Below are 23,625 nucleotides of genomic sequence, written 5' to 3'. Positions count from 1 at the left end.
GACCCGATTAATGATTAATATCGCATTTGTTCAAGATGAACGAAATTTGATTTTCCAGCCGATGAATGGCTTCCTTAGATGCTTGGTCGTTGGCACCTTGTGCCTGAAGCGCGGCAAGCTCCTGCTTGAGCTGATGAAGGTCTTGTCCTGCATGAGCGCAGTCGTAATTGCTTTCGAGATTGTCAATCATCCGTTATCCTCCTTTTCGTTAGGTATACGTCCTTATTATGGAGAATTGACCTTTCCTTATTCAGCATATTGTTTATTTCAGGCAAAGGCTGTGTTAATCACCAATGGGGCGCGTAAAGCTTGTAAAATAAGAAGGTAATTTGTCAAACAATGTCGAATAAAAAGGGATTATAGGGGCAAGATAGACTCTTCTTCTCAATGGAGAGCTTGATAAAGAAGCTGGGTGATAGGATTGCGGTTAAAAGATAAATCGAAACCGAGACGACAATTCAAAGTTTCACTACAATTGATGATTATTATTCTGGTTGTTTTAGTTATTATTATTTCCTTGATTATATCCTTGCTTCTCATTCGCAATTTCGTGATTAACAAGCATTTTGATAATACGAAGGAAAAACTCTCGGGTGTTGCCAAGGTGGTTGCCAGTGACAACGATGTGATTCGTAATGTTGAGCGGGGCGTTCCTGTAAAGCAGATCCAGGACTACGCGCTTGGAGTCATGCATAACGTTAATGTGGATTTTGTAGTCATACTGAACCATGATTTAATTCGGCTATCCCATCCAAATGAAACCATGATTGGCAAGCCGTTCTCTGATTTGAATGATGCGAGAAAAGCGCTATCCGGTCAGGGACATTTTTCTGAGAATATCGGTATTTTAGGCCAAGGCTATCGTTATTTTACGCCGATAGTTAATCAGCAGAATGAGGTCATTGGCATTGTATGTGTAGGCTTGACCATGAGAACGCTAAATCATGATTTGATGCAGGCGCAGTATACCATTTTTGGAGGACTGATGCTGGGACTCTTTAGTGGAGTTCTGGGGGCAATCATTCTGGCGCAAAAAATCAAAACGATTTTATTTGGGCTTGAACCACAAGAGATAGCAACACGATTACGTGAAAAAGTAATTATTGAAAATGAGGTCGCTGAAGGAATCATAGCTATTTCGGCTGACAAAAAAATTATGCTCATGAACAAGGAAGCTCAGGCCAAGTACCAACTAGCTAATCAAGACAAGAAGGCCCCGATTGGCGAGCAGATCGATACCAATTTTTATAACGTGCTCTTCAAGAAAGTGTTTGATGACAAGAAGAAGATCAAGGACCGCTCATTTTATGTGAACGGTATAGAAGTCATTGCGACAGTAACCCCTATACATGTAGAAAATGAGTTTTTTGGGGCAGTGGCTACGCTGCGCGACCAATCCGAGATGATTCATCTTAGCAATCAGTTAAGTGGCACCAAATATTATATTAACTCTCTTCGTGGGCAGACGCATGAGTTTATGAACAAAATGCACGTGATCTCCGGACTGATTGAGATGAGGAAATATGAAGAGGTCAGTCAGTATATTCAGCAGCTAAATCACCGGTATCAAAATGAAGTAGGCTTTCTAACAGAGAGAATTAAAGTTCCGGCATTAGCAGGTTTTATTATGGGAAAAATCAACGAAGCACGAGAGCAAAATATTTCGGTTCTATTGGAAGAAGGCTCGAACGTCACTAATCTAGAGATGCAGGACATTGTCCATGATGTCATACACATATTGGGCAATTTTTTTGACAACGCAATAGACTCCATTTTACAAAAAAAGCAACCAGGCAAAATTGAATTAAAATTGAATTATGAGTGTGAGGGAAACGTGTTTATTTTGAAAGTGAAAGATAATGGCATGGGGATTGATGCTGAAATGCAAAACAGAATATTTGAGCATGGCTTCTCAACTAAAGGAGAAGACAGGGGTTACGGTTTGAATCTGGTTAAAACCATGGTGGATAATCACCAGGGCATCATTGAAATTGATAGCCAACCTGGCCTGGGAACAAGCATCTATGTAGAGTTGCCCTGTACATTGGAGGTGACGAGTGAATGAAGGTACTCATTGTGGAGGATGATCCCATGGTTGCTGAGCTCAATCAACAGTTTATTGAGCGTATGGACAACTTGGATGTGGTATGTAAAGCAGACACCGTCCAGAAGGCACAGGATTGTCTTCAGAAATTCACGCCGGATCTGGTATTGCTGGACGTGTATTTACCGGGAAAAAGCGGCTTAACCTTGTTATCCCATATGCAGGAGCAGCAGTACCATGCTTCGGTTATTTTAATTACGGCTGCAAAGGATATCCAAACGGTGAAGGAAGCCGTTTTTTATGGAGTGGCGGACTATTTAATCAAGCCTTTTACATTCGAACGCTTTAAGCTGGCTGTGGAGAAAATTCAGCGTCTGGCCACGGTGATGGAGGAAGGGAACGGAATTAATCAAGCAGTCATGGACCAATATTTTAACAAAGAAGAGCCTACGGGTGTGAAGCAGAAAAAGCCTGCTGAACATCTCCCCCCAGATCTATCCAAAAATCTGGCTAAAAATTTGTCCAAACTGACCATGACTACCATACTGAAGAGTATCCAGGAGCTGGATGGACCTTTTTCGGTTGAAACCTTAGCCAGAGAAGTAGACTTGTCCCGTATTACAGTCAAAAAATATATTCAGTTCCTGGTAGACGATGGCCTCCTGATCGAATCGATAGAATACCACAAGGTAGGAAGACCACTAATGCTCTATCAGATCAATTCTGATATAAAAGAACCGCTATTTCCAGGATGATCTGGAGATAGCGGTTCTTTGCTGTCCAACGAGTGTGCCAAGCCTCCTGCATTATTTCATAGCGAGAACAGGAAGTGGGACCAGATTGTCCGAAGAATGAGTCGTAATGATATCATGGAAGTTTTCATAGCTGGTTTCAATCATGTTGGATAATGCAGTAACGGTATTCGAGCCGGCATGAGGTGTGACCAAAACTCTTGGATACAGCTCCACAAGCTTCTGAATCGTTGGGTCCGGGAGCATTTGCCATGGGTCAAATGCTTTGAAAAATAGCTCTTCCTCTCTAGGAAAGACATCTGTTCCGAACCCTTCCAAATGATTGCTGAGCAAGGCATCCAGAATGGCCTGGTTGTCTTGTAATTCCCCACGCGAGGTATTGATGAGAATAGCTCCCTTTTTCATTTTTTCCAAAAAGCTGGCATCAATCATTTGGTCGTTCTGTCCCGGCAAATAAGGAACGTGGACACTGACGATATCACTTTCTGCCAATAATTCATCCAGGGTAGTGAATGGAATGACGGCTTTGGCTGCGTCCGATTGATACACATCATAGCCGATCACAGAAGCACCTAATCCTTTAAACAGTTTGGCTTCCGTCAGACCGATGCGACCGACCCCGATAATCCCAACTTTACAGTTGTGAATCTCTTTGCTGAACGTATGCTCGTCCACAATAAAATTTTTGAAAGAGCTTTTGGTAGTCATATAAGCGGTGTGGCGGAGCAGCATCATAGCCAGAGTTAAGGATAGTTCTGCAATGGCATTCGGAGAGTAGGACGGCACACGTGCGACCTTCATTCCGAATTCGCTGCAAGCATCCAAATCAATGTGGTTGATTCCGACGGTTCTGGTGAAAATATATTGAATGCCGTACTTATTGAACTTTGTGAGATTTTCACGATTGGCAGCACAGTTTCCTCTTAACAAAACAGCATCGTGATGCTGCGCCAGTTCTGCATTGCTGGAGGTTAGCAGCTCTTCTACCAGTGTTAGTTGGAAGTTATATTTATTAAGCTCATGGAAATAGGGTTTCTCGTATGAACGGGCACCATAGCAGATGATTTTTAACATGTTGTTTTCCCCCTGATTTAGAAAATTCCAATTTTATCGATGACATTGAGCGTAATGATCCACACCGGAATCATGACGACCGAAGTAATAGTGGATAGAAGCGATGCGTTGGAAGTTAGTACAGCTTCCTTATCAAAGCTGATGGCATAGGCTGCGGCTACGGTCGCTGTAGGAGTAGCCATCATAATGACAATAGTAGATAAAGCGACAGTATCGACCGACAGGATATGAGATACAGTTAACAAAGCCAGCAAAACGATGTTCACAATAGGTACAAGCCAAACTTTAACAAGGCTGTAATACCATGATGTCTTGTCTGTAGCTGCCGACTTGAAGCTGATCTCCCCTAATGTGGAGCCAATCGATAACCAGGCCAATGGTGAAGCTAGTCCGGCAAGGTAGGTCAGGGGCTTGAACAGCCAGACAGCGGTTTGGTCAATTCTTAGAAAAGCAAACTGTTGAATAGCCCCATCCTCTGTAGCCACACTCATCTGTGGTAAATAACCTTGGAACAACCAAACAAACAAGCCTAGAAAAGTGGCAATAACGATTGGGTTCAAAAACATAGTTTTGAGATTTTTAAGCTCCATTTTTAAGCCGCTCATTTTGATGTAGCCATAAGAATATAAGAAAATGCGGTACCCTATATTAAAAATAGAACTGTACATTACTCCGGTAGGACCGTAAATGGCACCGACAATGGGAATTCCGAAAAAGGTAGTAGAGCCGAAAATAGTGAGTACCCGCAGAACATCCTGCTTATCCTTGTTGTAGCTCAGGAAGAACGGCTTGGAAATAAAAATGAGAATGATATAAATGAGAATCCCCCAGATTAAAACATTCATGCCTTGTTTTAATATTGTAGGATTGATATCCTGCATGAAAGAATTAAAGGCTAGTGCTGGCAGAGCCACAGTGAGAACAACCTTAGATAGCATCTTTCCTACGGCTGCGGTAAAAATCCCCTTCTTGCGGCAAAAGAAGCCGAGCAGGATAATAAATACGGTAGAAGCGATAGAACTGACAATACTGTTATCTGTTAAGGTCGCTGTAATCATTTCAAGTAAAGACATAGATAAAACCCTCTCTTGTACCTTTTTTCACATAATTGCCGATGCAAAATGTGACCATGCAATCCCCTGATCTTTTGGCCAAAGTGTTTGGTTTGCACCTTTATAGTAAAAAAACTTTGTGAAAAAAAGAACAATATCTAATTAATTTAACTTATGAAACTAATTTAAAAAATTTATACATTACATCGAGATGTAAGAGTAGGTGCTTAATCTGGGGGAGGAATATGAACCGGTCACTAAGACGTGTTATTGACCATATATGTACAAAAACCTTCGGACAGAGTGCCTGTTCCTTTGTTGCAAAAGAAAAAGCAGGCTAAACCGAGCTGTGCTCCAGTAATTGGAGCGGCCTGGTTTAGCCTGCTTTTTGTGAAGATACATTTTTAAAGCCCTGCTTCGTTCATTATTTCTCTACCTCTCTACCGCTTTGCCAATTAGATCAGTTTTCCACCAAACGTTCCAGCAGTGCGTCTCCATTGCGGCTGACCCGAATATAGGCATAATGAGCGTTCTGTTCAACAGTACGTCCGGTTCCCTCAGGAATGAAATAATTCTCAATACCGTACAGAAGACGAGAACCATTCCATTGTCCATTTAGAACAATCTCATGATGGGCAAGTTTCTCGCCATCCTGATACAGATGATCAGCGATGTATACCCCTTGATGATCGGGTATGAGAACGACTTTAACCTTGCCTCGGGTCCAGTCCTCCTGAATAGGGCTCTTGGGAGGAGGAGTAGAAATATCGTAATTCAGTGCTACATAATCGCCCTGCAACAGGGAACGTGGATCTATAGGAGCCAGCTTGAGCTTAACGGAGGCACCTGTGGCGAGCAGGGTTTCACTTCTCGCCGTCTGATAGCCGATAATTCCCAGCTGTAGCACGATGACAATGGCAATGAGTAACGGGCTTAAGCGCATAAAGCTAAAGCTACGGTGGTCGGTATCGAATGCTGCTTTGCCGCTATGGGCCATCCGCCGATCGAACCACCAGGTAATTCCCAGTGCAATGATCCCCAGCAGCGCCAGCGTAAAAGACTTATACAGCAGCGTCCACAATAAATCATAGTATTTAAAGCCGATAAAAATAAACCAGAATACGACGCTCATAATAGCCTCTGATTTTTGTTTGTGGCGGATAAAAGCAAAGACCATCCATGTAACGATAACAAAATAGAAAATGTTAATGATCATATATGAGTATGGAATGACATCCTCGAAAAACGTCGTCCAGAACAGGAACAATAAGCTGAAAAATAATGAACTATCCCGAAGATGTTCTTTTAGCTCTGTCGTGAGTACAAAGTAGCTTATCCCATACAACATGGCATTAAGAATGAATAGGGCGAAGATGACGAACTCATAGGTCCAGTCCCAACCATACCATTCTTGATACTGTTGAAATAAAACAGTCGCCATACTCAGGTTTACAAAAGTATAGGCAAAAAATTGCTGCCTTTTCCCCTTGGAGCGAAACCATCCAGCGATGGAAACGACCAGAAATAATACCGAAAGTAACGCCTGATCCGCCCATACAATGGCTGCCAGGCCGGTAATATAGCTGATGGTCAGCAGTGTATAACGGATTACAGAATCCAGCCTGGATTCCGGTATGACAATCATCGTAATCATCAGCAGCAAAGATACACCCAGCAGTACATATTCAGTGTGGTTTACGTTCGTGCTAATCATAATCAGCCCGATGAGGGATATACTGCCGATCAACACTCCAACCACTTTGATTACGCGGGACACAGTTTTGCTGATCCACTCACTGCTATGTTCCTCAGGAATGGCTGTCTCATCTGGAGACGGTTTTCCTAAACGATTTAAATAACGGAAAAACCATACGTTACCTGTCAGCAGCAGTGCCACAAAAATCAAACCGAAAACAAAGAACAGAGATGAAGAGTACGCCTCGGCCAGCTCTATAAACTTAAAGACGGCAAACGCCGAGAGCGCCAATGCATTCAAGGTCAGTAGCGTTTTATTCAGCCGAACCTTGCTAAATATATAAAATCCTAAAGCCATCACAGAAATATGCGGTATATTCATGATCAGACCGTAACCATCGAATGCAAAGGAGTTGGTCATCGCCAACATAGCTATATGGAGAACAGTAAAGCTCATATATTGTAGTGGGGCAGAACGTATACGATAAAGGAATGTCAATAAAAATAGCAACAGATTACATATGGCGAACAGTCCAGCAATGGACAACGATTCCAGTTGGCTATAAGGAGCACTTTGCATCGTTGGATAAAAATAAAGCCATACACCCAGATGAATCAGTACATAAGAGAGCATATAAAAAGGATTGTAGCGAGTGATCCAACTAAGCAGTAGAGCCGGCACCGACCAAATGATAAACAACCCGTAGCTGTCTGCATGGGAATTGTAGATTTGGCCAAGCAATGCCACGGAAACACCGAAGGCTACACAGCCAGCCACCAGAAATATGTTGGACAGAAAAGCTTGTTGCCCGGGCACAGCACGTATACGTGTAAACACAAAAGACAAGCCATAGAACAAAACAATAAGCGCAACAGCTAACATAATCTTGACTGTCCGATCCATTCCACCCCAATTGGAGGCGAAGAAATAAATAATCGCAGCCAGTATCAGTGAGATGCCCAGCAGATAACCTGTACGTATAGCATTGAATCGCAGCATGGAATTCACGTACCTTTCCTGTTGGTTTGATGCTTATTATATCGTTGAAAGAGCTTGGAACCAAGTACAAATTAGGATCAGGTCATAAAAAAGGGAGAGCCGCCGTATATGGTGGTTCTCCTGTATTATTACTGAATTCCGATTAAGCGTTGGCAGTGTGTATCTCTTGCCGGGACTGATGCCGGAAGCGATACTCTCGAGGCGGGATTCCTGCTGTTTTCTTAAATGCCTTGGAAAAGGTGGACATATCGGTATAACCGATGGATTGGGCGATAATCGACAAATTGTAAGTAGTCTGTTCCAGCAATCTTTTGGCTTCGTTAATTTTGAGGGTTTGCAAATATTTGGCGGGGGAGATGTGGAAGGTGGAATGGAATTTACGTGAGAAATGCGCACGATCCACACCTACATGCTCAGCGATTTGCTCGATTGTAACACGGTCACAATAATGCATTTCGATGTAATCTTTCCCCTGCTGGAGCCAATAATCAGAGCACACAAAGTTGCGCAGTACGCCAGATTTGTTGCGGGACAATTCCTCGAAGATCTGGTGCAGTGTAATTAAACGGGCCAGATCGCTGCCCTGTCTGTTATGGTCGTTTACGATGGAAAATAGGTTGGTGATAAGTTCGAGGATTTCCTCATTCACTGCGTTAGCTATAAATGGTTTTGAGGGGGTAATCCCGATCCGCTCCAGCAGCGCCAAAGATTTTGGTCCCTCAAAGGCGATCCATACCTTTTGCAACGGGTGATCTTGATCGGTGTAGTATTCATGGGCAAGATGCGGAAAAAAACAAAATACATCAGACTTTTGAATACAGTACTTCTTTTCCTTATAAATGAACTCAGCCTGACCTTCGAGTACAAAAATAAAATAAAAATAAGGGACAGCCTTGGGGCCGACATGACTGCTTGTCTTCGAAATATCCATACCCAGTCTGACTGGCCAAATGGCACTGGATTTTTCCAGTTCGGTTGTTGTGAAATAGTGGTCTTCCACGATGTCGAAGTGATCTTCATTCTTTGTTCTTCTCATTATTGTCACCTCTCCTTTGGTGGAGATAAGGGGATTTTGACTTCATTTTATATAAAGGATAGTATAATTACAAGTTAATTCATTGGAATTTAGGGTTATAAAATTAAAATGGTTCTGGAGAATGCTGCTTAAACCGGCTGTCAGACCGTGCTATCAATGGAAAAACCGCTCCAGCAATGGCATTCAGATATGTATGATAAAGGCTCCATGGCTGGTTTGAGACGAGCCGTGGAGCCTTATAGAGTTCTGTGCTATACGATTTAGCCTATGTCTATACGTTCAGGATGCCTTCTTTTGGAGTAACATTAAAGGCTTTAGCCAGATCGGACAATTCCTGGTCCGTAATCCGTTGCTTGATATCATGCTGAGCAATCAGCATATAAATTTGCGCTGCTTTTTCAATTGTTTCAATCAGGCCAAATGCTTCATCAATGGAGCTACCTGTTCCGAAAATGCCGTGATGAGGCCATAATACCGCGTGATGATCCTTCATTTTTTTTGCTGTTTCGCGGCCGATTTCACTGGAGCCTGGTACCATCCAAGGGATTACACCGATACCGTCTGGAAAAACTACGATACATTCGGTACACATTTCCCACAGCGTTTTGGTGAATTGGTTTTCGTCCAGACTATGAATGAAGGTCATGGCAATGACATGGGTGGCATGATTATGGATTACAACCCGATGGTTAGAATCGACCTTCAGGCGCTCAATGTGGCTCATAAAATGAGACGGCAATTCGCTGGTAGGAACCGCGTCATGCTTGAGCCCCCACAGGAGTTCCAATTGTTCACCATCCTGAGAGACACGCAGGACACCCAGATTAGCTTCAGGATCGGCAATGACATTCTTAAAGTATTTTCCCGATCCAGTGACGATAAAATATTTACCTGCCAGTTCGTTCACGGGGAAAGCGGGTTTAATGGTACGGATAACATGATGGATATCCATATATTTGGCAACCTCAGCTTCGTCCAGAATATAACTTACATTGCCTCCGTTGCGTTCATCCCAGCCGAATTTCCACATGTTTTGTGTAATTTCCGCCATCTCGCGAACAAACGGGATATCCAGTCCGGATTTTTGTTCCTTTTGATTCTCCAGCACAGTAGTCATGGATGATCTCTCCCTTTGGATGATATTTATATAAAATTAACAATGCAATAATTAACGTTTTAGCAGGACTTGTTGTTCATAGTTTTTAGCTTCGGTTAGCCATTCCTCACGAACGGGAACACCGTTTTGAGCGCAATAGTAATCCCATACAGCCCCAAACGGATAGGATTTAAACTCTTCGACCAGGGCAAGGCGTGTAGTGAAGTCTCTTTCCTCTTCGGCTTTTTTCAGTTCCTCAATCGGTTCCAGCATGGCGCGAAGCAACGCTTTGATGGTGTTGCGTGTGCCGATGACCCAAGCAGCCACATGGTTGATACTGCCATCGAAGAAATCAAGGCCGATATGAGTGCGGGAAAGCAGTTCACCGCGAACGAGCTCACGGGCAATGTCCAGCAATTCGTCGTCCATCGTCACGACATGATCGCTGTCCCAACGAACGGGTCTGCTGACATGGAGCAATAATTGATTGGTGAACATCAGCACAGAGGACAGTTTGTTCGAAATGACCTCTGTCGGGTGGAAGTGGCCGGAATCGAGACAGATAGATTTACCCCTTGTCAGGGCGTACCCCATATAGAACTCATGAGAGCCGACGACATAGCTTTCCGAACCGATGCCGAACAGCTTACTTTCAACCGCATCGATGTTGTAATCTTCACTAATTTTCTCACTGAAAATCTCGTCCAGCGCATCCCGCAGACGTTCTCTTGGAGCCAAGCGATCCACCGGAGTATCCTTGTAGCCATCCGGCATCCAGTGGTTTGTGACACACGGCTGACCGAGTTCTTTACCAAAATGTTCTGCAATCCTGCGCGATTTTTTACAGTGTGTGATCCAGAAATCCCGAATATCCGGGTCCTTGTGGCTCAGTGTGAAGCCATCCTCCGCTTTGGGGTGGGAAAAGAGGGTCGGATTAAAATCAAGTCCAAGCCCTTGCTGTTTGGCCCAGTCTACCCAGTTCTGAAAATGGCGTGGCTCCAGTTGATCCAGATCTACTTGTTCTGTAGTATCCGCATAGATCGCATGCAGATTAACCTTGTGTTTACCGGGGATGAGCGATAGAGCCTTTTCTAAATCCTGACGCAGCTCATCAGGCGTGCCTGCTCTGCCCGGATAGCTGCCTGTTACGGCAATTCCCCCGCTAAGCTGTTTATCTTTGAACAGGAATCCCTGCACATCGTCTCCCTGCCAGCAGTGTAGTGATATTTTGATTTGTGAAAGTTTCCGTAAAACGTCATCCACCTGAATACCGTGGCGGGCATACAGCTTTTTCGCTTCGTTATAACTGGCTTCAATGGCTTCGTTCATGGCTCTACTCCTTTATTGAGATATGTGAATAGGAGATGCTGCTTGTATCTTGAGGCGCTCCCAGCGGTCCAGAAGCTCTTCCATGCCTTCCACCGGTTGTGGCTCATATAGCCGAGTCGGGAAGGAGTTAGCTATGGTTCGGCCAGCAGCCTTCAGATCTTCAAGAGCACCAGAGCTGATTAATTGCACGACAATATTGCCGATGGCCGTCGATTCGGATGGCCCTGCCTGAACCTGAATTTCTAAAAGGTCGGCTGTTAGCTGACATAATAATTCGTTGTTAGCGCCTCCGCCGACAATGTGTAATCTGGTAATCGTTTCGTCTGTTAAATGTTGTAGCTCATGTAAAGCATCCCGGTAGCTTAAGGCCAGACTGTCGAAAATACAGCGCGCAAGCGTGCCAGGTGTACGTGGGACAGGTTGCCCGGTTGCTTCACAGAACCTCTGAATCTCAAGGGTCATACTATCCGGATTTAAGAAAGAGGACTGGTTACAGAGGACGAGACTGACAAACGGTGTCTCTGCTGAAGCCAGTTGGGCCAATTCGGCAAAGCTATGTGCAGAGCCACCCTCTCTTCTAACCTCCTGAATCATCCATAAGCCCATGATATTTTTCAAAAAACGGTATGTGCCGTAAGCGCCCCATTCATTGGTATAGTTCGCCTGCATAGCTGTCTTGGTATTCAAGGGTTGGGATCGTTCCATACCCAGTAGCGACCATGTTCCGCTGCTAATATAAGCCCAGGACTGTTCCCGCAGTGATGGGACACCTGCAACTGCCGAGGCAGTATCGTGCGTAGGCACAAGGACGAGCTGGCAGTCTGGAAGATCATATTTCCGAACAAGCTCTGGCAAGATGGGGCCCAGAACGCGTCCAGGCTCAGCCAGCTCCGAAAATTGATTGCGCCGAAGCTGGAGCAGGGAGAGCAGGTCCTCATCAAACTCACGAGTGTTCACGTTGAGAAGCTGCATCGTGGATGCATTGGTCATTTCATTGACCATAATGCCTGTCAGGCGATAGTACAGATAATCGGGTACCATCAATATTTTATCTGCTTGGGCGAGTTGTTCCTGATCATGGACGAACAGTTGGTACAGGGTGTTAAAGTTTAGTTCCTGGATGCCTGTTTTTTCATATACCTCTTCTCGGCTGATGAGCTGATGCAGCTTGTCGGGGGCGTGTAGAGTGCGGGCATCGCGGTATGCGTACACCTCATGGATGCGGCAGCCTTCCTTATTAAGCAACACGTAATCTACAGCCCATGTATCAATGCCAAGCGTACAGGAATCAATCCCGTTTTGCTTGGCTTTTTGTAGTCCCTGGATGATCTCACCAAATAGCTCGTCGACATTCCAGTAATCGTGTCCGCTTCTCTCAGTAAAGGAGTTGTTGAAACGATGAAGTTCTTGCAAGTGAATTTGTTCACCTTGTAGAGTTGCACTCACGAGTCTTCCGCTTGAAGCTCCAATATCAACAGCAAGATAGTTGTTCATATCTAACTCTCCTTGCATGGATGAAATCCCGGCAGCCTAAAAGTCTGCCTTTTTATTTCTTAACTAACTCCATACTACTTCCGTTTGTCTGTGCAGTCAACATAAACGGAAGTATAATTTTTGGTTTTTCTTTTGGATTTAAAAATGAAATTAATTTTATGTTTTGTTTTATATTGTTTTTTGTTTTTTAATATCTGCTTTCTACTATATATATACTTCAAAAAAGGATCGGTGTGTTGCTGCGATATTCAAATTGTGGAAGGTTCTCCAAATGCCGCTGTTTGTATGAAAAATAGTCTTGAAACCGTCCGCCAGAGGGTGTAGTATACAAGATATCAATTTCATATGACTCGTATAATATTGGGGATATGGCCCAAAAGTTTCTACCGGATGACCACTGTAATCGTCCGACTATGAGTGATAGCGCATCAGCTTCGGATGAATGCGGGCATTTTATTTGTGCGCCAATCCGTCAGGGATTACGACCCCAAGGACAGGCTTCACTTGAGAAACAACTCAAGGGAGCTTGTCCTTTTTTGGTTTTGGCAGGTTTTATTCTATTTTTAAGTACAGAGGAGCGATATTCGCATAATGAAAGCTTTGGAAGAACGTATTCGTCAAGAGGGGCAAATTTTATCTGATACGGTGTTAAAGGTAGATTCATTTTTGAACCATCAGGTGGATACAGCATTGGCATTGGAGATTGGCAAGGAGTTCGCACGCCTGTTCGGCAGTGCTCCGATTACCAAGGTGCTTACCATCGAAGCTAGTGGTATTCAATTTGCTATGGCTACTGCTATTGCTTTGGGAGTACCATTCATTTATGCGAAGAAAAAGAAGGCGATCACGCTAAATGAACAGGTATACTTTGCAGAGGTTCATTCATTCACTCGGCAGGAAACCTACCAGGTGAGCATTTCCCAAGTATATCTCGATGCTAGCGATCATGTGCTGATTGTGGATGATTTTTTGGCTACTGGTGCGGCTTTGGTCGGTCTTACGGATATCGTGAAGGAAGCAGGAGCAGAGCTGGCCGGAGTTGGCTGTGTAATTGAAAAGAGCTTTCAGGAAGGCCGTGGACTGCTGGAGCAGAGAGGCATTGCTGTACGTTCTCTTGCGCGTATCGCTTCCATGGCACCGGGCGAAGTCCATTTTATAGAGGAAGCTGGCACGGTGATTCCTCCCGTTAAGGAGAATGTAGGATGTTAAGTAAACAAAAACTATTTGCACTGGGCTTCCAGCATGTCATGGCGATGTACGCCGGAGCCATTGCCGTTCCTCTAATTGTAGGGGGAGCACTGCACCTGACGCCAGCTCAGATGGCCTATCTAGTGGCTGCTGATTTATTCACTTGCGGGATTGCTACGTTATTACAAATTATGGGCACACGCTTTTTCGGTAGCAGACTTCCTGTCATTTTGGGCTGTACGTTTACAGCAGTAGGACCTATTATCGCGATTGCTTCGACCTCGAATCTGGCGACAGCGTACGGTGCCATCATTTTGTCCGGTATATTTGTAGTGCTTGCGGCACCGCTATATGGAAAACTGTTACGCTTTTTCCCAACGGTGGTTACTGGCTCGGTCGTTACGATTATCGGTCTATCCCTCATTCCGGTGGCGATGAACAATGTAGCGGGTGGTCAGGGCAGCGCGGATTTTGGACAGCCACGTAATTTGCTGCTGGCGCTGGTTACACTGCTGGTTATTCTGCTTGTTAATCGAGTAGCCAAGGGCTTTTTACGCTCGATTTCCGTACTTATTGGTCTGTTCGCGGGTACTGTAGTTGCCTATGCGATGGGAATGGTGCATTTTGCTCCTGTAGCGGACGCTTCATGGGTGAGTATTGCGCAGCCATTTTATTTTGGCAAGCCGGAGTTTAGCATTATGGCAGTATGTACGATGATTATTGTCAATATTGTCAGCATGGTCGAGTCTACGGGGGTTTATCTGGCAGTAGGCAAGGCGATCGATCAAAAGGTAGAGCAAAAGCAAATCGTCAATGGACTACGTTCGGAAGGGCTTGCGATTATGCTGGGCGGTATTTTTAATGCATTCCCTTACACGGCCTTCTCGCAAAATGTGGGTCTAATCTCGCTGACTCGCGTCAAATCACGTAATGTTATTTTTGCAGCGGGCGGTATCATGGTCGTCCTTGGTTTGTTGCCTAAGCTGGCTGCCTTGACGACAGTGATTCCTAACGCTGTGCTGGGCGGGGCGATGATCGTCATGTTTGGCTCGGTTGCTGCATCAGGCATGTCTATTTTGTCAGAAGTGGATCTGCGGAAGGAAAGCAATCTGCTGATTGCAGCATGCAGTATTGCCGTGGGCCTAGGCTCTGCCGTTCTGCCACAAATGTTCGACCAACTGCCGAGCTTTGCCAAAATGCTGCTGCAAAATGGCATCGTATCCGGCTCGATTACGGCAATTGTCTTGAACATTGTTTTGACGAGAAAACAAAGAGAATCGGTCAAAGGCGTAAATGTCTCTGAGGTTCCACAGAAGGTTTAATGAATAGAAAGTAGGTAAAAACAGCCGGAGAGAAGACGTGGCCTCTTTTCCGGCTGTTTGGCATGGAGTTACCCAGAACAGGTTATTTATTAAGCAGCATGAAATTATTGATAACCCACCCTTCTTGTATGAAAATGGGGGATTGAGAACCTACTAGAAAAGTTTGCTAGAGCTGTAGGTGAAGGAATGGTATAATCTACCTTATGGTTTTTTGAATAGTGGTGGATGTTTTCGGGCCATGGCGTAGCTTCCCGAAAGGGGTGAAGCCGATGGTCGGAACAAGCGAAAACCCACCGCGTAATTAGGTTGGCCCCTAACGGTGGGTTTCGTTCGCATTAACATTCAGTTATGCAGCGCGCCGTGGTGGTGATCCACAGCCTTTCAAGTCCTAAGAGTCTTTGCCGTTGGCGCGGCGAAGGCTCTTTTTAGTATACGGATACGGTGGTTATCTCTATACCTAATTTTAGCACGTGAATTGCGTGCACGTAACGTTAAGACATACCTTCAATTGCGCGCACGCAATGAATAGCCATAGTCCTGATTCTTGCCGGATCGTTCAAATTTAAATAATTATGCAACACTTGTTGACAAGCCAGTAGCAACAAAATAAGATAATCCTAATTCGTAATGAAATGGAATAAAGGAAGAAAACAGGTGTGGGCCGGACAACTCTATGTACGAAATTTCGTTGAGACGATGTGGATAGTTGTTGAGCGTGTTCACTTAAAAGGGAAGTTCGGTAAATTCCGACACGGACCCGCCACTGTATACAGGCATCAGCAGGGTATGCTGGAGCTTTCAGAACAGCCACTGGAACTGTAAAGAACCGGGAAGGCCTGAGAGATGCGCCTGAAGTCAGGAGACCTGCCTGTTTTGACATCACTGTTGGACCCACGGGATGCTGGGGAGGTGGTTAGGCGTGCTACATACGGAATGTCTGAAACCGATCTGATCCCTGCTATGTTTTTGGAGTTGGCTTTGAGGTGAGTTTTGACATTTTATAATGAAAGCATTTCTGACTGCTGATCAAGTGGCCGGGAATGTTTTTTTGCGTTATGCGTAGGTTTATACGATTTAACAAGCTAGAGGGGGAAATGTGGAATGATAGGCAATGGCAAAAGGCGTTCATGGTTCATATGTACTGGATTGCTGCTGCTAATGGCAGTTATAGCTCTATCAGGATGCGGCACAGCCGCGAAGACGGAGGATCGCTCGGGTAAGGGCGAGAAATCGCCTGCCCAACAGACTAAAGCAGATAAAAGGCTGGTGATGGCGTATACGTGGAAACCGTCAGGCGTTGACCCGCACGGAGACAATAGTTGGGATGTGATGCGCTCTGGTGCCGGTGAGACACTCATTCGTTTGAATGAAAAGTTGGAGCCTGTAGCTTGGCTGGCCAAGGAATGGAAGCAAGACAGTTCTAATGTGTGGTCGTTCAGTTTGCAGGATAAGGTCACTTTTCATGACGGAAAAAGTATGGATGCAGCAAGTGTAAAAGCATCTTTGCTGCGCTCTATTGAGAAAAGCCACCTGGCGAAGGATTTACTCGATGTGAAGTCTATTGATGTAACTGGCCCGTTGACGCTGAAAATCACGACAAACCAGCCGAATGCAGCGCTGGTATCCAATTTGGCTGATCCGTCAACGATTGTACTGGATGTGGCATCCATGAAAGATGAGCAAAGCTACCCTGCGATGACAGGGGCCTTTAAAATCAAAGCCTTCAACAAGGATCAATCTTTGGTCGTAGAGCGTTATGACGGATATTGGGGTGAAAAGGCGCGATTGGCTGAAGCGACGATGAAGTTCATTACAGACGGTAATTCGCGCCTGATGGCGCTGCAATCCGGTGAGGTGGATGTAGCGACGGATATTCCGGTAGATAACGCGGAGGTACTGAAAAAGAATGACAAGCTCCAAGTGCTGTCGGCTCCATCCTTGCGCACCCATATGATTGTGTACAACATGGAATCGCCTGTATTCAAGGATGCAACCAACCGTAAGGTGGTGGACAGTCTGATTCCGCGCGCATCCATTGTGAGCGCCGTTATGAGGGGCTTCGGCACGGAAGCAAGCAGCCCGTTTCCAAGCATTCTTCCCTTCGGTAAGATTGAGCGTAAAGCATTGGACGGAACAGCGGAGCAGCTGTTGACGAAGGATGGCTGGCAGAAGGATGCCCAAGGCACATGGTCCAAGCAGGGCAAGCCATTTGAAGTTACGCTGCTGACTTTCCCACAGCGTCCGGAGCTATCCGTCATGGCTGAGGTTATTCAGAGCCAATTGCTGAATGAGGGAATCCAGGTCAAGATTCGCAAGGTGGAAAATATCGACGAGGCATTGACCAAAAATGATTGGGATTTTGCTATGTATAGCATGCTCACGGCCCATACAGGGGAGCCGCAGTATTTTATGGACATGTTCTATTCCTCTGCAAGTGAGGCTAATGTAAGCCGTTATGTTTCTAAGCCGCTGGAAAATATCCTTCAGAGCTTGAAATCGGCGAAAGATACCGCACAGCGTAATACGGTAACACTGCAAGCGCTGGATATTATCAACACAGACTTGCCGCAGTCGTTTATTGTTCACCCTGACAATGTGTTTGGCGTGAAAAAAGGGGTAAAGGGCTTTACGCCGCATCCGATCGAGTATTACTACATTACAGCGCAATCCGATATTGCAGAATAACGAGCTACGCATCCTATGATTCGTTTTATACTGGAACGTGTGGCGCAACTGCTTATCATTGTATTCGTTGTATCGACGCTGACTTTTGTGCTGATGAGGCTGGCTCCTGGTGACCCTGCTACCATTTTGCTTACCGCGCATAATGTTCCTGCTTCTGAGGAGGCGTTGACGGCGCTGCGAGAGGAACTGGGCTTGAATGAGCCGCTTCATATTCAATATGTGAACTGGCTGAGGGATGTATTTACGGGACACTGGGGAACCTCGTATGTATCCAGGGAGTTGGTGCTTAACGAGCTGTGGAGCAGGCTGCCTGCTACGGTGGAGCTAGCTTTAGCGGGCTTTGCCGTCATGACGGTGCTCACACTTGGGATGGGACTGGCTGCCTCGTTAAAAGTTAGCGGCCCGCTGGATCGCCTGGGCAGGCTGTTTGCCTTATTGGGATCGTCGATCCCTTCTTTTTGGCTTGGTTTTCTGCTAATCTATCTATTTTCTGTTCGTTTGGGCTGGCTTCCGTCCATGGGAAGGGAGGACTGGACACACTTAGTGCTCCCAGCGCTGACGCTTGGTGTAGGATTGGGAACGGTGCAAGCCCGTGTATTTCGCGCTCAAATGCTGGAGCTGGGTGATCGAAACTTTGTGAAAGCAGCGAAGGCTCGGGGTTTTTCCCGTATGCATATTCTCTTTTTTGAGCTATTTAAACATGCCGTTCTGCCTATGATTACGCTGTTAGGTACGAATCTATCATTTATGCTGGCAGGTAACGTCATCGTAGAGACCATTTTTTCATGGCCAGGGCTGGGCAAGTATTTTATAGATGCAATTACGCAGCGGGATTACCCGGTGATTCAGGGATATGTTATGTTTGCCGCATTTTTAATTGTAGGTGTTCAGGGTTTGGTGGATGTGGTTCAGACTATGATAGATCCGAGGTTGCGTTTGCGTTAAGGGGGAAGCTGCAAATGAAAAAAATACGGCTTTCCTTTAGAGGAAGCTTGCTGGCAGGGGGCGCGCTGTTTGGTCTGATCGTGGTGCTCGGATTGCTGGCTCCGTGGACTGCTCCTCATGATCCTCTTCATGTGGACCTTCTGAACCGTTTGGCACCACCGAGCCGGAAGTATCCTTTTGGTACGGATCATCTAGGGCGGGACGTGCTGTCACGGCTCATTTACGGGATTCGGACGAGCGTGCTAATTGCGTGTGTGATTACGGTAGCTACGTTGTGTATTAGTCTGCCTACAGGCTTGCTCATTGGTTATGTACGGGGCCGCGTGGATCAGCTGATTATGCGGGGAATCGACGGCGTATTGGCTTTTCCTGATATTATTTTAACGGTGGCGATTGTGGGTATTTTGGGACCAAGTTTCGTCAATATGACCTTAGCGATTATTGCGGTACGGTGGGCGGGCTATGTCCGCTATATCCGTAGTTTGGTTCAAAAAGCCTGCCAGGAGGACTATGTACGGTATGCTCGTTTGTCTGGCAATTCACACGTGCGCATATTGAGACGTTATGTATTGCCACAAGTATGGCCGCGATTGTTGGTTTATGCGGTATGGGATATTGGACACGTGGTATTAATGATCGCTGGACTCTCCTTTCTTGGACTGGGTGTACAGCCGCCCAAACCAGAGTGGGGCGTGATGCTGCATGATGCAACCTCGTATTTTCAGGTGGCTCCGCATGTCATGATCTTCCCAGGCTTGGCGATTATGCTGTTTGTGCTTGCCTGCCAGCTTCTGGGTGATCATTTTTCGGAAAAGGGGGCAGCGAAATAGTGGGGGAACAACCAGCCATAGGGCGGAAGGATACGATAGAGCAAGCTACCGTACGAAAACCTTTGTTACACGTGGAACATTTGGAGATTTGCCGCACAGGTGCAAGAGCAAGGGAAAGCAAACCGTTATTACGAGATGTGAACTTTTCCGTATATCCAGGGGAAATTGTAGCCCTGACTGGACCAAGTGGATGCGGCAAGAGCCTGACGGCACACGCAATTGCGGGTCTGCTGGACCCAGGTGTTGGTGTTACGCAAGGGTGCATTTACTATAACGGGGAGGATATTATCCCGTTTCATGAACAGCGCTGGCAAAGATTGCGCCGTGAGGATATTGCCCTGCTCATTCAACAATCGCTGAGCGGTCTGAATCCAATCCGTACCGTCCGTGCCCAGCTGACGGATACGCTTAGACTGCAAGGACGACGCCGGTTGCATGCCCAGAAGGAGCAAGGGCAAGCTGATGCTGCTCCGTCCCGCATTACATCGCAGCAGCCTCACTCACAGGGCGTCATGTCACGAATGCAGCGGATGCTGAGCCGTGCCACGGAGCTGGCTGGAGGCCGCACTACTCCAGGTCAGGAGGTCGATTTGCGTTCTCTGCTCTGCAAGGTCGGGTTTGCAGACCCAGAGCGTATTCTGTCATCCTATCCTTTTGAACTAAGCGGAGGGATGTGCCAAAGGGTACTGCTGGCTGCAATGTTAAGCTCCGGTCCGCGCCTCTTTATTGCCGACGAGCCTACTACAGCACTGGATGTGATCAACCGCGACAAGGTTCTGGCATTGCTTTTACAGTTGAGAGAGGATTTCGATCTCACTATTTTGTTGATTTCACATGATCGCCAGGGTATGAGCCGCGTAGCAGATCGAGTACTGGAGATGACCCCGGAAGGAAGGATGCAAGCGTGATATTGGAATTGAAGAACGTCACCAAAGCTTATCCTGCCCGCAGACGGAAAAAAGGCTGGTTCAACACAAAACAAGGTGAGCAGGCTATAAAGAAAGTGAGTTTGGAATTACGGCAAGGAGAATGCCTTGGACTGGTTGGAGAAAGTGGAAGTGGCAAAAGCACGCTGGCGCAGTGTATCTTGGGGCTGGAGTCGTTGACCTCGGGGGAAATCTGGCTGGATCACCAGCCCATACATACCAGAAGGATGAAGGATATTCATCTGTACAAACGAATCCAGCTAGTCGCACAGGACTCAGCCTCCTCATTGCATCCCCGTATGACCATTCGAGATATTTTGATGGAACCGATTCGTAATTATTTTCCTGAGCGAAAAGTAAGGGCACTGGATATCTGCCTTTCCCTACTGGAGTCGGTAGGGTTGGAGGCTGATACTCTGGGAAAATATCCTGCGCAGCTAAGCGGTGGACAAAAACAGAGGGTGTGCATCGCTCGGGCGTTGGCGGTTGAACCAGATATCATCCTGTTCGATGAATCCGTCGCCAATCTGGATGCAACAACCCAGTCTTCCGTGCTAGACATGCTCAAAAGAATGCAGCTCGAACGCCAGCTTTCCTATCTTTTCATCACCCATGATCTTCAATCCACCCGTACGTTCTGTGATCGTGTTGCTGTTATGGTTCAGGGAGAGCTTGTGGAAATATTTAAGGATTGGGATGAAGAACTACTGGAGCATGAATACACGCGGATGCTGTTTCAAACGTTGGCACAGGAAACGAAGCGTCTTCCACTTCATGAATAACAACTGACCCGCAAGGGTCTTTTTTTGGTACAGCATCAGCATCGGGTCGTGCTGCTGGAGCATGGTATAATCGTAGAACAGAGGCAGGTACAGTAGTTTTTCAATCATCCGAATGAAGAACAGACACGGGAATTTCTGGGCAGAGCTTTGGGGGGTAAGAACGTTACAGGAGCAATCGTAATTCCGTAAAATGATGTGGAATGGGTAGAACTTAGAGTAAAAGCACGTTAGACCCATCGCAGGAGAAGGAAAACCTGCATTTGTCTGACGTGCTTTTTGGCGTGTCATTATAGATGAATCAGACTACTGTGGATGGACCCGGAGACATTCTCCAAGTACGATGAAAGCTCCTTTTACTGTGGGTAGCAGGAATTAGAATGATCTTCTGCTGCGTTCCCTCCGTAGTAAATACACAAAATAAGGAGCGCCCACAAGTGCCGTCATAATCCCGACGGGTATTTCACGTGGAACAATGAGTACTCTGCCTAAAATGTCGCCCAGCAGCATCAGGTTCGCTCCCAGCAGGGCAGCTAGCGGAATCAGCCACTGATTGTGGCTGCCGACAAGTCTTCGAGCCATGTGGGGTGCCATCAGTCCGATAAAGCCGATGGCACCGACGGCCGAGACGGAAATCCCTGCCAGTGCAACGGCAAGCAATAGGAGCAGCAGACGCTGACGAGTCATATCTACCCCGAGGGAAGTGATGGTCTCGTCACCAAGCTGGTAAATATTCAGCTTATGGTAGCTGCCCCAGGCCAAGGGCAGCAAGACAATGATCCAGGGCAGCAGGGAGATGACCTCTCGCCAGCTTCGACCCCACAGGCTGCCTGACATCCAGAGCAAAGCCGTGTTCACATTGGTCGGATGCATGACGATGAGATACTGCGTGGCTGCCATGAAAATGGCCCCCATAGCGACCCCGACCAGAGCTAGAGCTGCTGGCGCCAGCGTAAGTCTACGGCTGAGCAGCAGCAGAATCAGGAATGTTCCCACGGCCCCGCCAAACGCCGCCAAGGGCAGGGCGTAGGCTGGAGACTGGGGGAACAGGAAAATCACAGCCACCGCTGCCAATCCGGCTCCTTTGGAAATGCCGATCACGTCAGGACTGGCCAGCGGATTGCGGATCAGACTTTGCAGAATAGCTCCTGCCACGGCTAGTCCCATGCCTGCCAGCAGTCCAACCAACGTCCGGGGCAAGCGAACCTCGTATACGATAAAATGAAAACGGCTGTGCGTGTTCAGCAGAGCCGGACCGATATCACGCAAGGGAATAGGTAGTGCTCCCACACTGACCGAAACGATGCCGAGCAGGAGCAGCAAAAGCAAGGCGGCCACAAGATAGAAAGTTCTAGTCATCGTGTCCCCCTCCTTTTTTTACGGGCCAGATAGATAAAAAACGGCCCCCCGATAGCAGAGGTTACAATTCCCACGGGCGATTCGAACGGAAAAGAAATGATGCGGCTGAGGAGATCCGCATACACCAGCAGCAGTCCTCCGCCAAGCGCTGTCATCGGAACGAGCAACGAGAGACGTGTTCCAACCAGCGCCCGGGCGATGTGGGGTACGATCAGACAGACAAAGCCGATCGGTCCGCATACCGCCACGGCTGAGCCTGCCATGACGATAACCAGCAGCAGAGCCAGCGCTCGAACAAGAGGGACGCGCTGCCCTAGTCCGGCTGCGATCTCATCCTCCAATAGCAGCAGTCGCAGGGCTGGCAACAGCATAACGAGCAGCACAAGACTCGCGATGAAGAAAGGAAGAATCATTCGTACCTCTGTCCAGCCCGCCTGACTGACAGAGCCAGCCAGCCAGAAAATCATGGACTCCGTAGAGTACTGATTTAATATAATGAAGCCCTCTGTTAGTGACGACAGCATGAAATGAATGGTGATGCCCGCCAGCGCCAAGCGAACAGGCTGCTTGTCTGCGAATCCAGCCAGCGACCAGACCAGCCATGCACCTGCCGCTGCCCCAGCAAAGGCCAGCAGCATCGTGGATGTTGCCGATAGCTGTGCGGATAAGACGAGTCCCAGCACCACGGCGAGAGAAGCCCCAGCGTTAATACCAAATACATGTGGTGAAGCCAGCGGATTTCGGGTGGTGAACTGGGTCAACAGCCCCGCCAGCGCCAGCAGGATACCGACCATGCAGGCGGTCAGGGTGCGCGGCAGGCGCAGTGTCTGAATATACAGATGTACCTTGTCGCTGCGCTGATAGGTCAATGCCTGATACAGTTCAGCCCACGATATAGAGGCAGGGCCCCATTTGAGGCTGAACAACAAGCCCAGGATTAGCAAAATAAAAGACACTAAAAACAGGAAGAGCAGAAACCGCGAACGGCTCTGCTTTTTTGAGGATATGGAATGGATCAT

At 46.8% G+C, this 23,625-nt stretch carries 20 protein-coding genes and 2 riboswitches; of the genes, 10 read left to right on the top strand and 10 right to left on the bottom strand.

Going from position 1 to position 23,625, the window contains the following annotated elements:
• Positions 1-7: 7 nt before the first annotated feature.
• Complete coding sequence (locus tag ABEW32_RS02480; RefSeq protein ID WP_063207447.1) at positions 8-190, bottom strand: hypothetical protein; 183 nt, start codon at positions 188-190, stop codon at positions 8-10.
• 288 nt (positions 191-478) lie between these two features.
• Between ABEW32_RS02480 and ABEW32_RS02475 the strand changes: the two genes are divergently transcribed.
• Positions 479-2,065, top strand: a complete 1,587-nt coding sequence (locus tag ABEW32_RS02475) for an ATP-binding protein (RefSeq protein WP_430184386.1) — start codon at positions 479-481, stop codon at positions 2,063-2,065.
• Positions 2,062-2,799, top strand: coding sequence for a response regulator (locus ABEW32_RS02470; protein WP_430184384.1), 738 nt, complete (start codon positions 2,062-2,064; stop codon positions 2,797-2,799). Before ABEW32_RS02475 ends, ABEW32_RS02470 begins: the two co-directional genes overlap by 4 nt.
• A gap of 51 nt (positions 2,800-2,850) precedes the next feature.
• On the opposite strand, the gene ABEW32_RS02465 is transcribed toward ABEW32_RS02470, so the two are convergent.
• The 7 genes from ABEW32_RS02465 to rhaB form a co-directional block, all read right to left on the bottom strand.
• Complete coding sequence (locus tag ABEW32_RS02465) at positions 2,851-3,870, bottom strand: 2-hydroxyacid dehydrogenase (protein ID WP_430184382.1); 1,020 nt, start codon at positions 3,868-3,870, stop codon at positions 2,851-2,853.
• A gap of 17 nt (positions 3,871-3,887) precedes the next feature.
• Positions 3,888-4,943 (bottom strand): AEC family transporter, encoded by a 1,056-nt coding sequence (locus tag ABEW32_RS02460; protein ID WP_430184380.1) that lies wholly within the window; start codon positions 4,941-4,943, stop codon positions 3,888-3,890.
• A 439-nt stretch (positions 4,944-5,382) separates the two neighbouring features.
• Positions 5,383-7,617 (bottom strand): GDYXXLXY domain-containing protein, encoded by a 2,235-nt coding sequence (locus ABEW32_RS02455; RefSeq protein ID WP_430184674.1) that lies wholly within the window; start codon positions 7,615-7,617, stop codon positions 5,383-5,385.
• A gap of 142 nt (positions 7,618-7,759) precedes the next feature.
• The gene (locus ABEW32_RS02450) at positions 7,760-8,656 is read right to left on the bottom strand and encodes a helix-turn-helix domain-containing protein (RefSeq protein WP_430184672.1); all 897 of its coding nucleotides are present in this window, start codon (positions 8,654-8,656) and stop codon (positions 7,760-7,762) included.
• Positions 8,657-8,924: 268 nt separating this feature from the next.
• Positions 8,925-9,770, bottom strand: coding sequence for a rhamnulose-1-phosphate aldolase (gene rhaD, locus ABEW32_RS02445; RefSeq protein ID WP_430184378.1), 846 nt, complete (start codon positions 9,768-9,770; stop codon positions 8,925-8,927).
• Between the two features lie 51 nt (positions 9,771-9,821).
• Positions 9,822-11,078: an L-rhamnose isomerase gene (gene rhaA, locus ABEW32_RS02440; RefSeq protein WP_430184376.1), complete on the bottom strand. Its 1,257-nt coding sequence runs from the start codon at positions 11,076-11,078 to the stop codon at positions 9,822-9,824.
• Positions 11,079-11,090: 12 nt separating this feature from the next.
• The gene (gene rhaB / locus ABEW32_RS02435; RefSeq protein ID WP_430184374.1) at positions 11,091-12,572 is read right to left on the bottom strand and encodes a rhamnulokinase; all 1,482 of its coding nucleotides are present in this window, start codon (positions 12,570-12,572) and stop codon (positions 11,091-11,093) included.
• 330 nt (positions 12,573-12,902) lie between these two features.
• Positions 12,903-13,006: riboswitch (purine riboswitch) on the top strand.
• 157 nt (positions 13,007-13,163) lie between these two features.
• On the opposite strand from rhaB, the gene ABEW32_RS02430 reads away from it, so the two are divergent.
• The 8 genes from ABEW32_RS02430 (at position 13,164) to ABEW32_RS02395 (ending at position 21,250) form a co-directional block, all read left to right on the top strand.
• The gene (locus ABEW32_RS02430) at positions 13,164-13,781 is read left to right on the top strand and encodes a xanthine phosphoribosyltransferase (protein WP_430184372.1); all 618 of its coding nucleotides are present in this window, start codon (positions 13,164-13,166) and stop codon (positions 13,779-13,781) included.
• The gene (locus ABEW32_RS02425; RefSeq protein WP_430184370.1) at positions 13,775-15,082 is read left to right on the top strand and encodes a nucleobase:cation symporter-2 family protein; all 1,308 of its coding nucleotides are present in this window, start codon (positions 13,775-13,777) and stop codon (positions 15,080-15,082) included. The genes ABEW32_RS02430 and ABEW32_RS02425 overlap by 7 nt, the downstream gene beginning before the upstream one ends.
• Before the next feature lie 683 nt (positions 15,083-15,765).
• Positions 15,766-15,968, top strand: a riboswitch (cobalamin riboswitch).
• A complete protein-coding gene (locus ABEW32_RS02420) occupies positions 15,926-16,069 on the top strand; it encodes a hypothetical protein (protein WP_430184368.1) in 144 nt (47 codons plus the stop codon). Its footprint overlaps the riboswitch before it by 43 nt.
• Positions 16,070-16,183: 114 nt before the next feature.
• A complete protein-coding gene (locus tag ABEW32_RS02415) occupies positions 16,184-17,767 on the top strand; it encodes an ABC transporter substrate-binding protein (RefSeq protein WP_430184366.1) in 1,584 nt (527 codons plus the stop codon).
• Between the two features lie 15 nt (positions 17,768-17,782).
• Complete coding sequence (nikB, locus tag ABEW32_RS02410; protein WP_430184364.1) at positions 17,783-18,712, top strand: nickel ABC transporter permease; 930 nt, start codon at positions 17,783-17,785, stop codon at positions 18,710-18,712.
• 14 nt (positions 18,713-18,726) lie between these two features.
• Entirely contained in the window at positions 18,727-19,542 is an 816-nt protein-coding gene (gene nikC, locus ABEW32_RS02405) for a nickel transporter permease (RefSeq protein WP_430184362.1), read from the top strand.
• Entirely contained in the window at positions 19,542-20,450 is a 909-nt protein-coding gene (locus ABEW32_RS02400) for an ABC transporter ATP-binding protein (protein WP_430184360.1), read from the top strand. Before nikC ends, ABEW32_RS02400 begins: the two co-directional genes overlap by 1 nt.
• Complete coding sequence (locus ABEW32_RS02395; protein WP_430184358.1) at positions 20,447-21,250, top strand: ABC transporter ATP-binding protein; 804 nt, start codon at positions 20,447-20,449, stop codon at positions 21,248-21,250. Before ABEW32_RS02400 ends, ABEW32_RS02395 begins: the two co-directional genes overlap by 4 nt.
• A 372-nt stretch (positions 21,251-21,622) precedes the next feature.
• Here ABEW32_RS02395 and ABEW32_RS02390 read toward each other — a convergent pair whose 3' ends face one another.
• Entirely contained in the window at positions 21,623-22,606 is a 984-nt protein-coding gene (locus tag ABEW32_RS02390; RefSeq protein WP_430184356.1) for a FecCD family ABC transporter permease, read from the bottom strand.
• Positions 22,603-23,625 carry a FecCD family ABC transporter permease gene (locus tag ABEW32_RS02385; RefSeq protein ID WP_430184354.1) on the bottom strand — a complete coding sequence of 341 codons (1,023 nt, stop codon included), beginning with the start codon at positions 23,623-23,625 and terminating at the stop codon, positions 22,603-22,605. The genes ABEW32_RS02390 and ABEW32_RS02385 overlap by 4 nt, the downstream gene beginning before the upstream one ends.

The sequence above is a fragment of the Paenibacillus jamilae genome (genome assembly GCF_050482105.1).
GTDB lineage: Bacteria > Bacillota > Bacilli > Paenibacillales > Paenibacillaceae > Paenibacillus > Paenibacillus jamilae_B.
Note: the sequence above shows the minus strand (reverse complement) of the source record. Positions and strands in the feature narration are given on the sequence as shown.

Coding starts and splice junctions, on each gene's coding strand:
- ABEW32_RS02460 (WP_430184380.1), bottom strand. CDS start 4,943: ATGTCTTTACTTGAAATGATTACAGCGACCTTAACAGATAACAGTATT.
- ABEW32_RS02455 (WP_430184674.1), bottom strand. CDS start 7,617: ATGCTGCGATTCAATGCTATACGTACAGGTTATCTGCTGGGCATCTCA.
- ABEW32_RS02465 (WP_430184382.1), bottom strand. CDS start 3,870: ATGTTAAAAATCATCTGCTATGGTGCCCGTTCATACGAGAAACCCTAT.
- rhaA (WP_430184376.1), bottom strand. CDS start 11,078: ATGAACGAAGCCATTGAAGCCAGTTATAACGAAGCGAAAAAGCTGTAT.
- ABEW32_RS02475 (WP_430184386.1), top strand. CDS start 479: ATGATTATTATTCTGGTTGTTTTAGTTATTATTATTTCCTTGATTATA.
- ABEW32_RS02385 (WP_430184354.1), bottom strand. CDS start 23,625: ATGATCCATTCCATATCCTCAAAAAAGCAGAGCCGTTCGCGGTTTCTG.
- ABEW32_RS02425 (WP_430184370.1), top strand. CDS start 13,775: ATGTTAAGTAAACAAAAACTATTTGCACTGGGCTTCCAGCATGTCATG.
- ABEW32_RS02480 (WP_063207447.1), bottom strand. CDS start 190: ATGATTGACAATCTCGAAAGCAATTACGACTGCGCTCATGCAGGACAA.
- rhaD (WP_430184378.1), bottom strand. CDS start 9,770: ATGACTACTGTGCTGGAGAATCAAAAGGAACAAAAATCCGGACTGGAT.
- rhaB (WP_430184374.1), bottom strand. CDS start 12,572: ATGAACAACTATCTTGCTGTTGATATTGGAGCTTCAAGCGGAAGACTC.
- ABEW32_RS02430 (WP_430184372.1), top strand. CDS start 13,164: ATGAAAGCTTTGGAAGAACGTATTCGTCAAGAGGGGCAAATTTTATCT.
- ABEW32_RS02415 (WP_430184366.1), top strand. CDS start 16,184: ATGATAGGCAATGGCAAAAGGCGTTCATGGTTCATATGTACTGGATTG.
- ABEW32_RS02390 (WP_430184356.1), bottom strand. CDS start 22,606: ATGACTAGAACTTTCTATCTTGTGGCCGCCTTGCTTTTGCTGCTCCTG.
- ABEW32_RS02470 (WP_430184384.1), top strand. CDS start 2,062: ATGAAGGTACTCATTGTGGAGGATGATCCCATGGTTGCTGAGCTCAAT.
- nikB (WP_430184364.1), top strand. CDS start 17,783: ATGATTCGTTTTATACTGGAACGTGTGGCGCAACTGCTTATCATTGTA.
- ABEW32_RS02420 (WP_430184368.1), top strand. CDS start 15,926: ATGCGCCTGAAGTCAGGAGACCTGCCTGTTTTGACATCACTGTTGGAC.
- nikC (WP_430184362.1), top strand. CDS start 18,727: ATGAAAAAAATACGGCTTTCCTTTAGAGGAAGCTTGCTGGCAGGGGGC.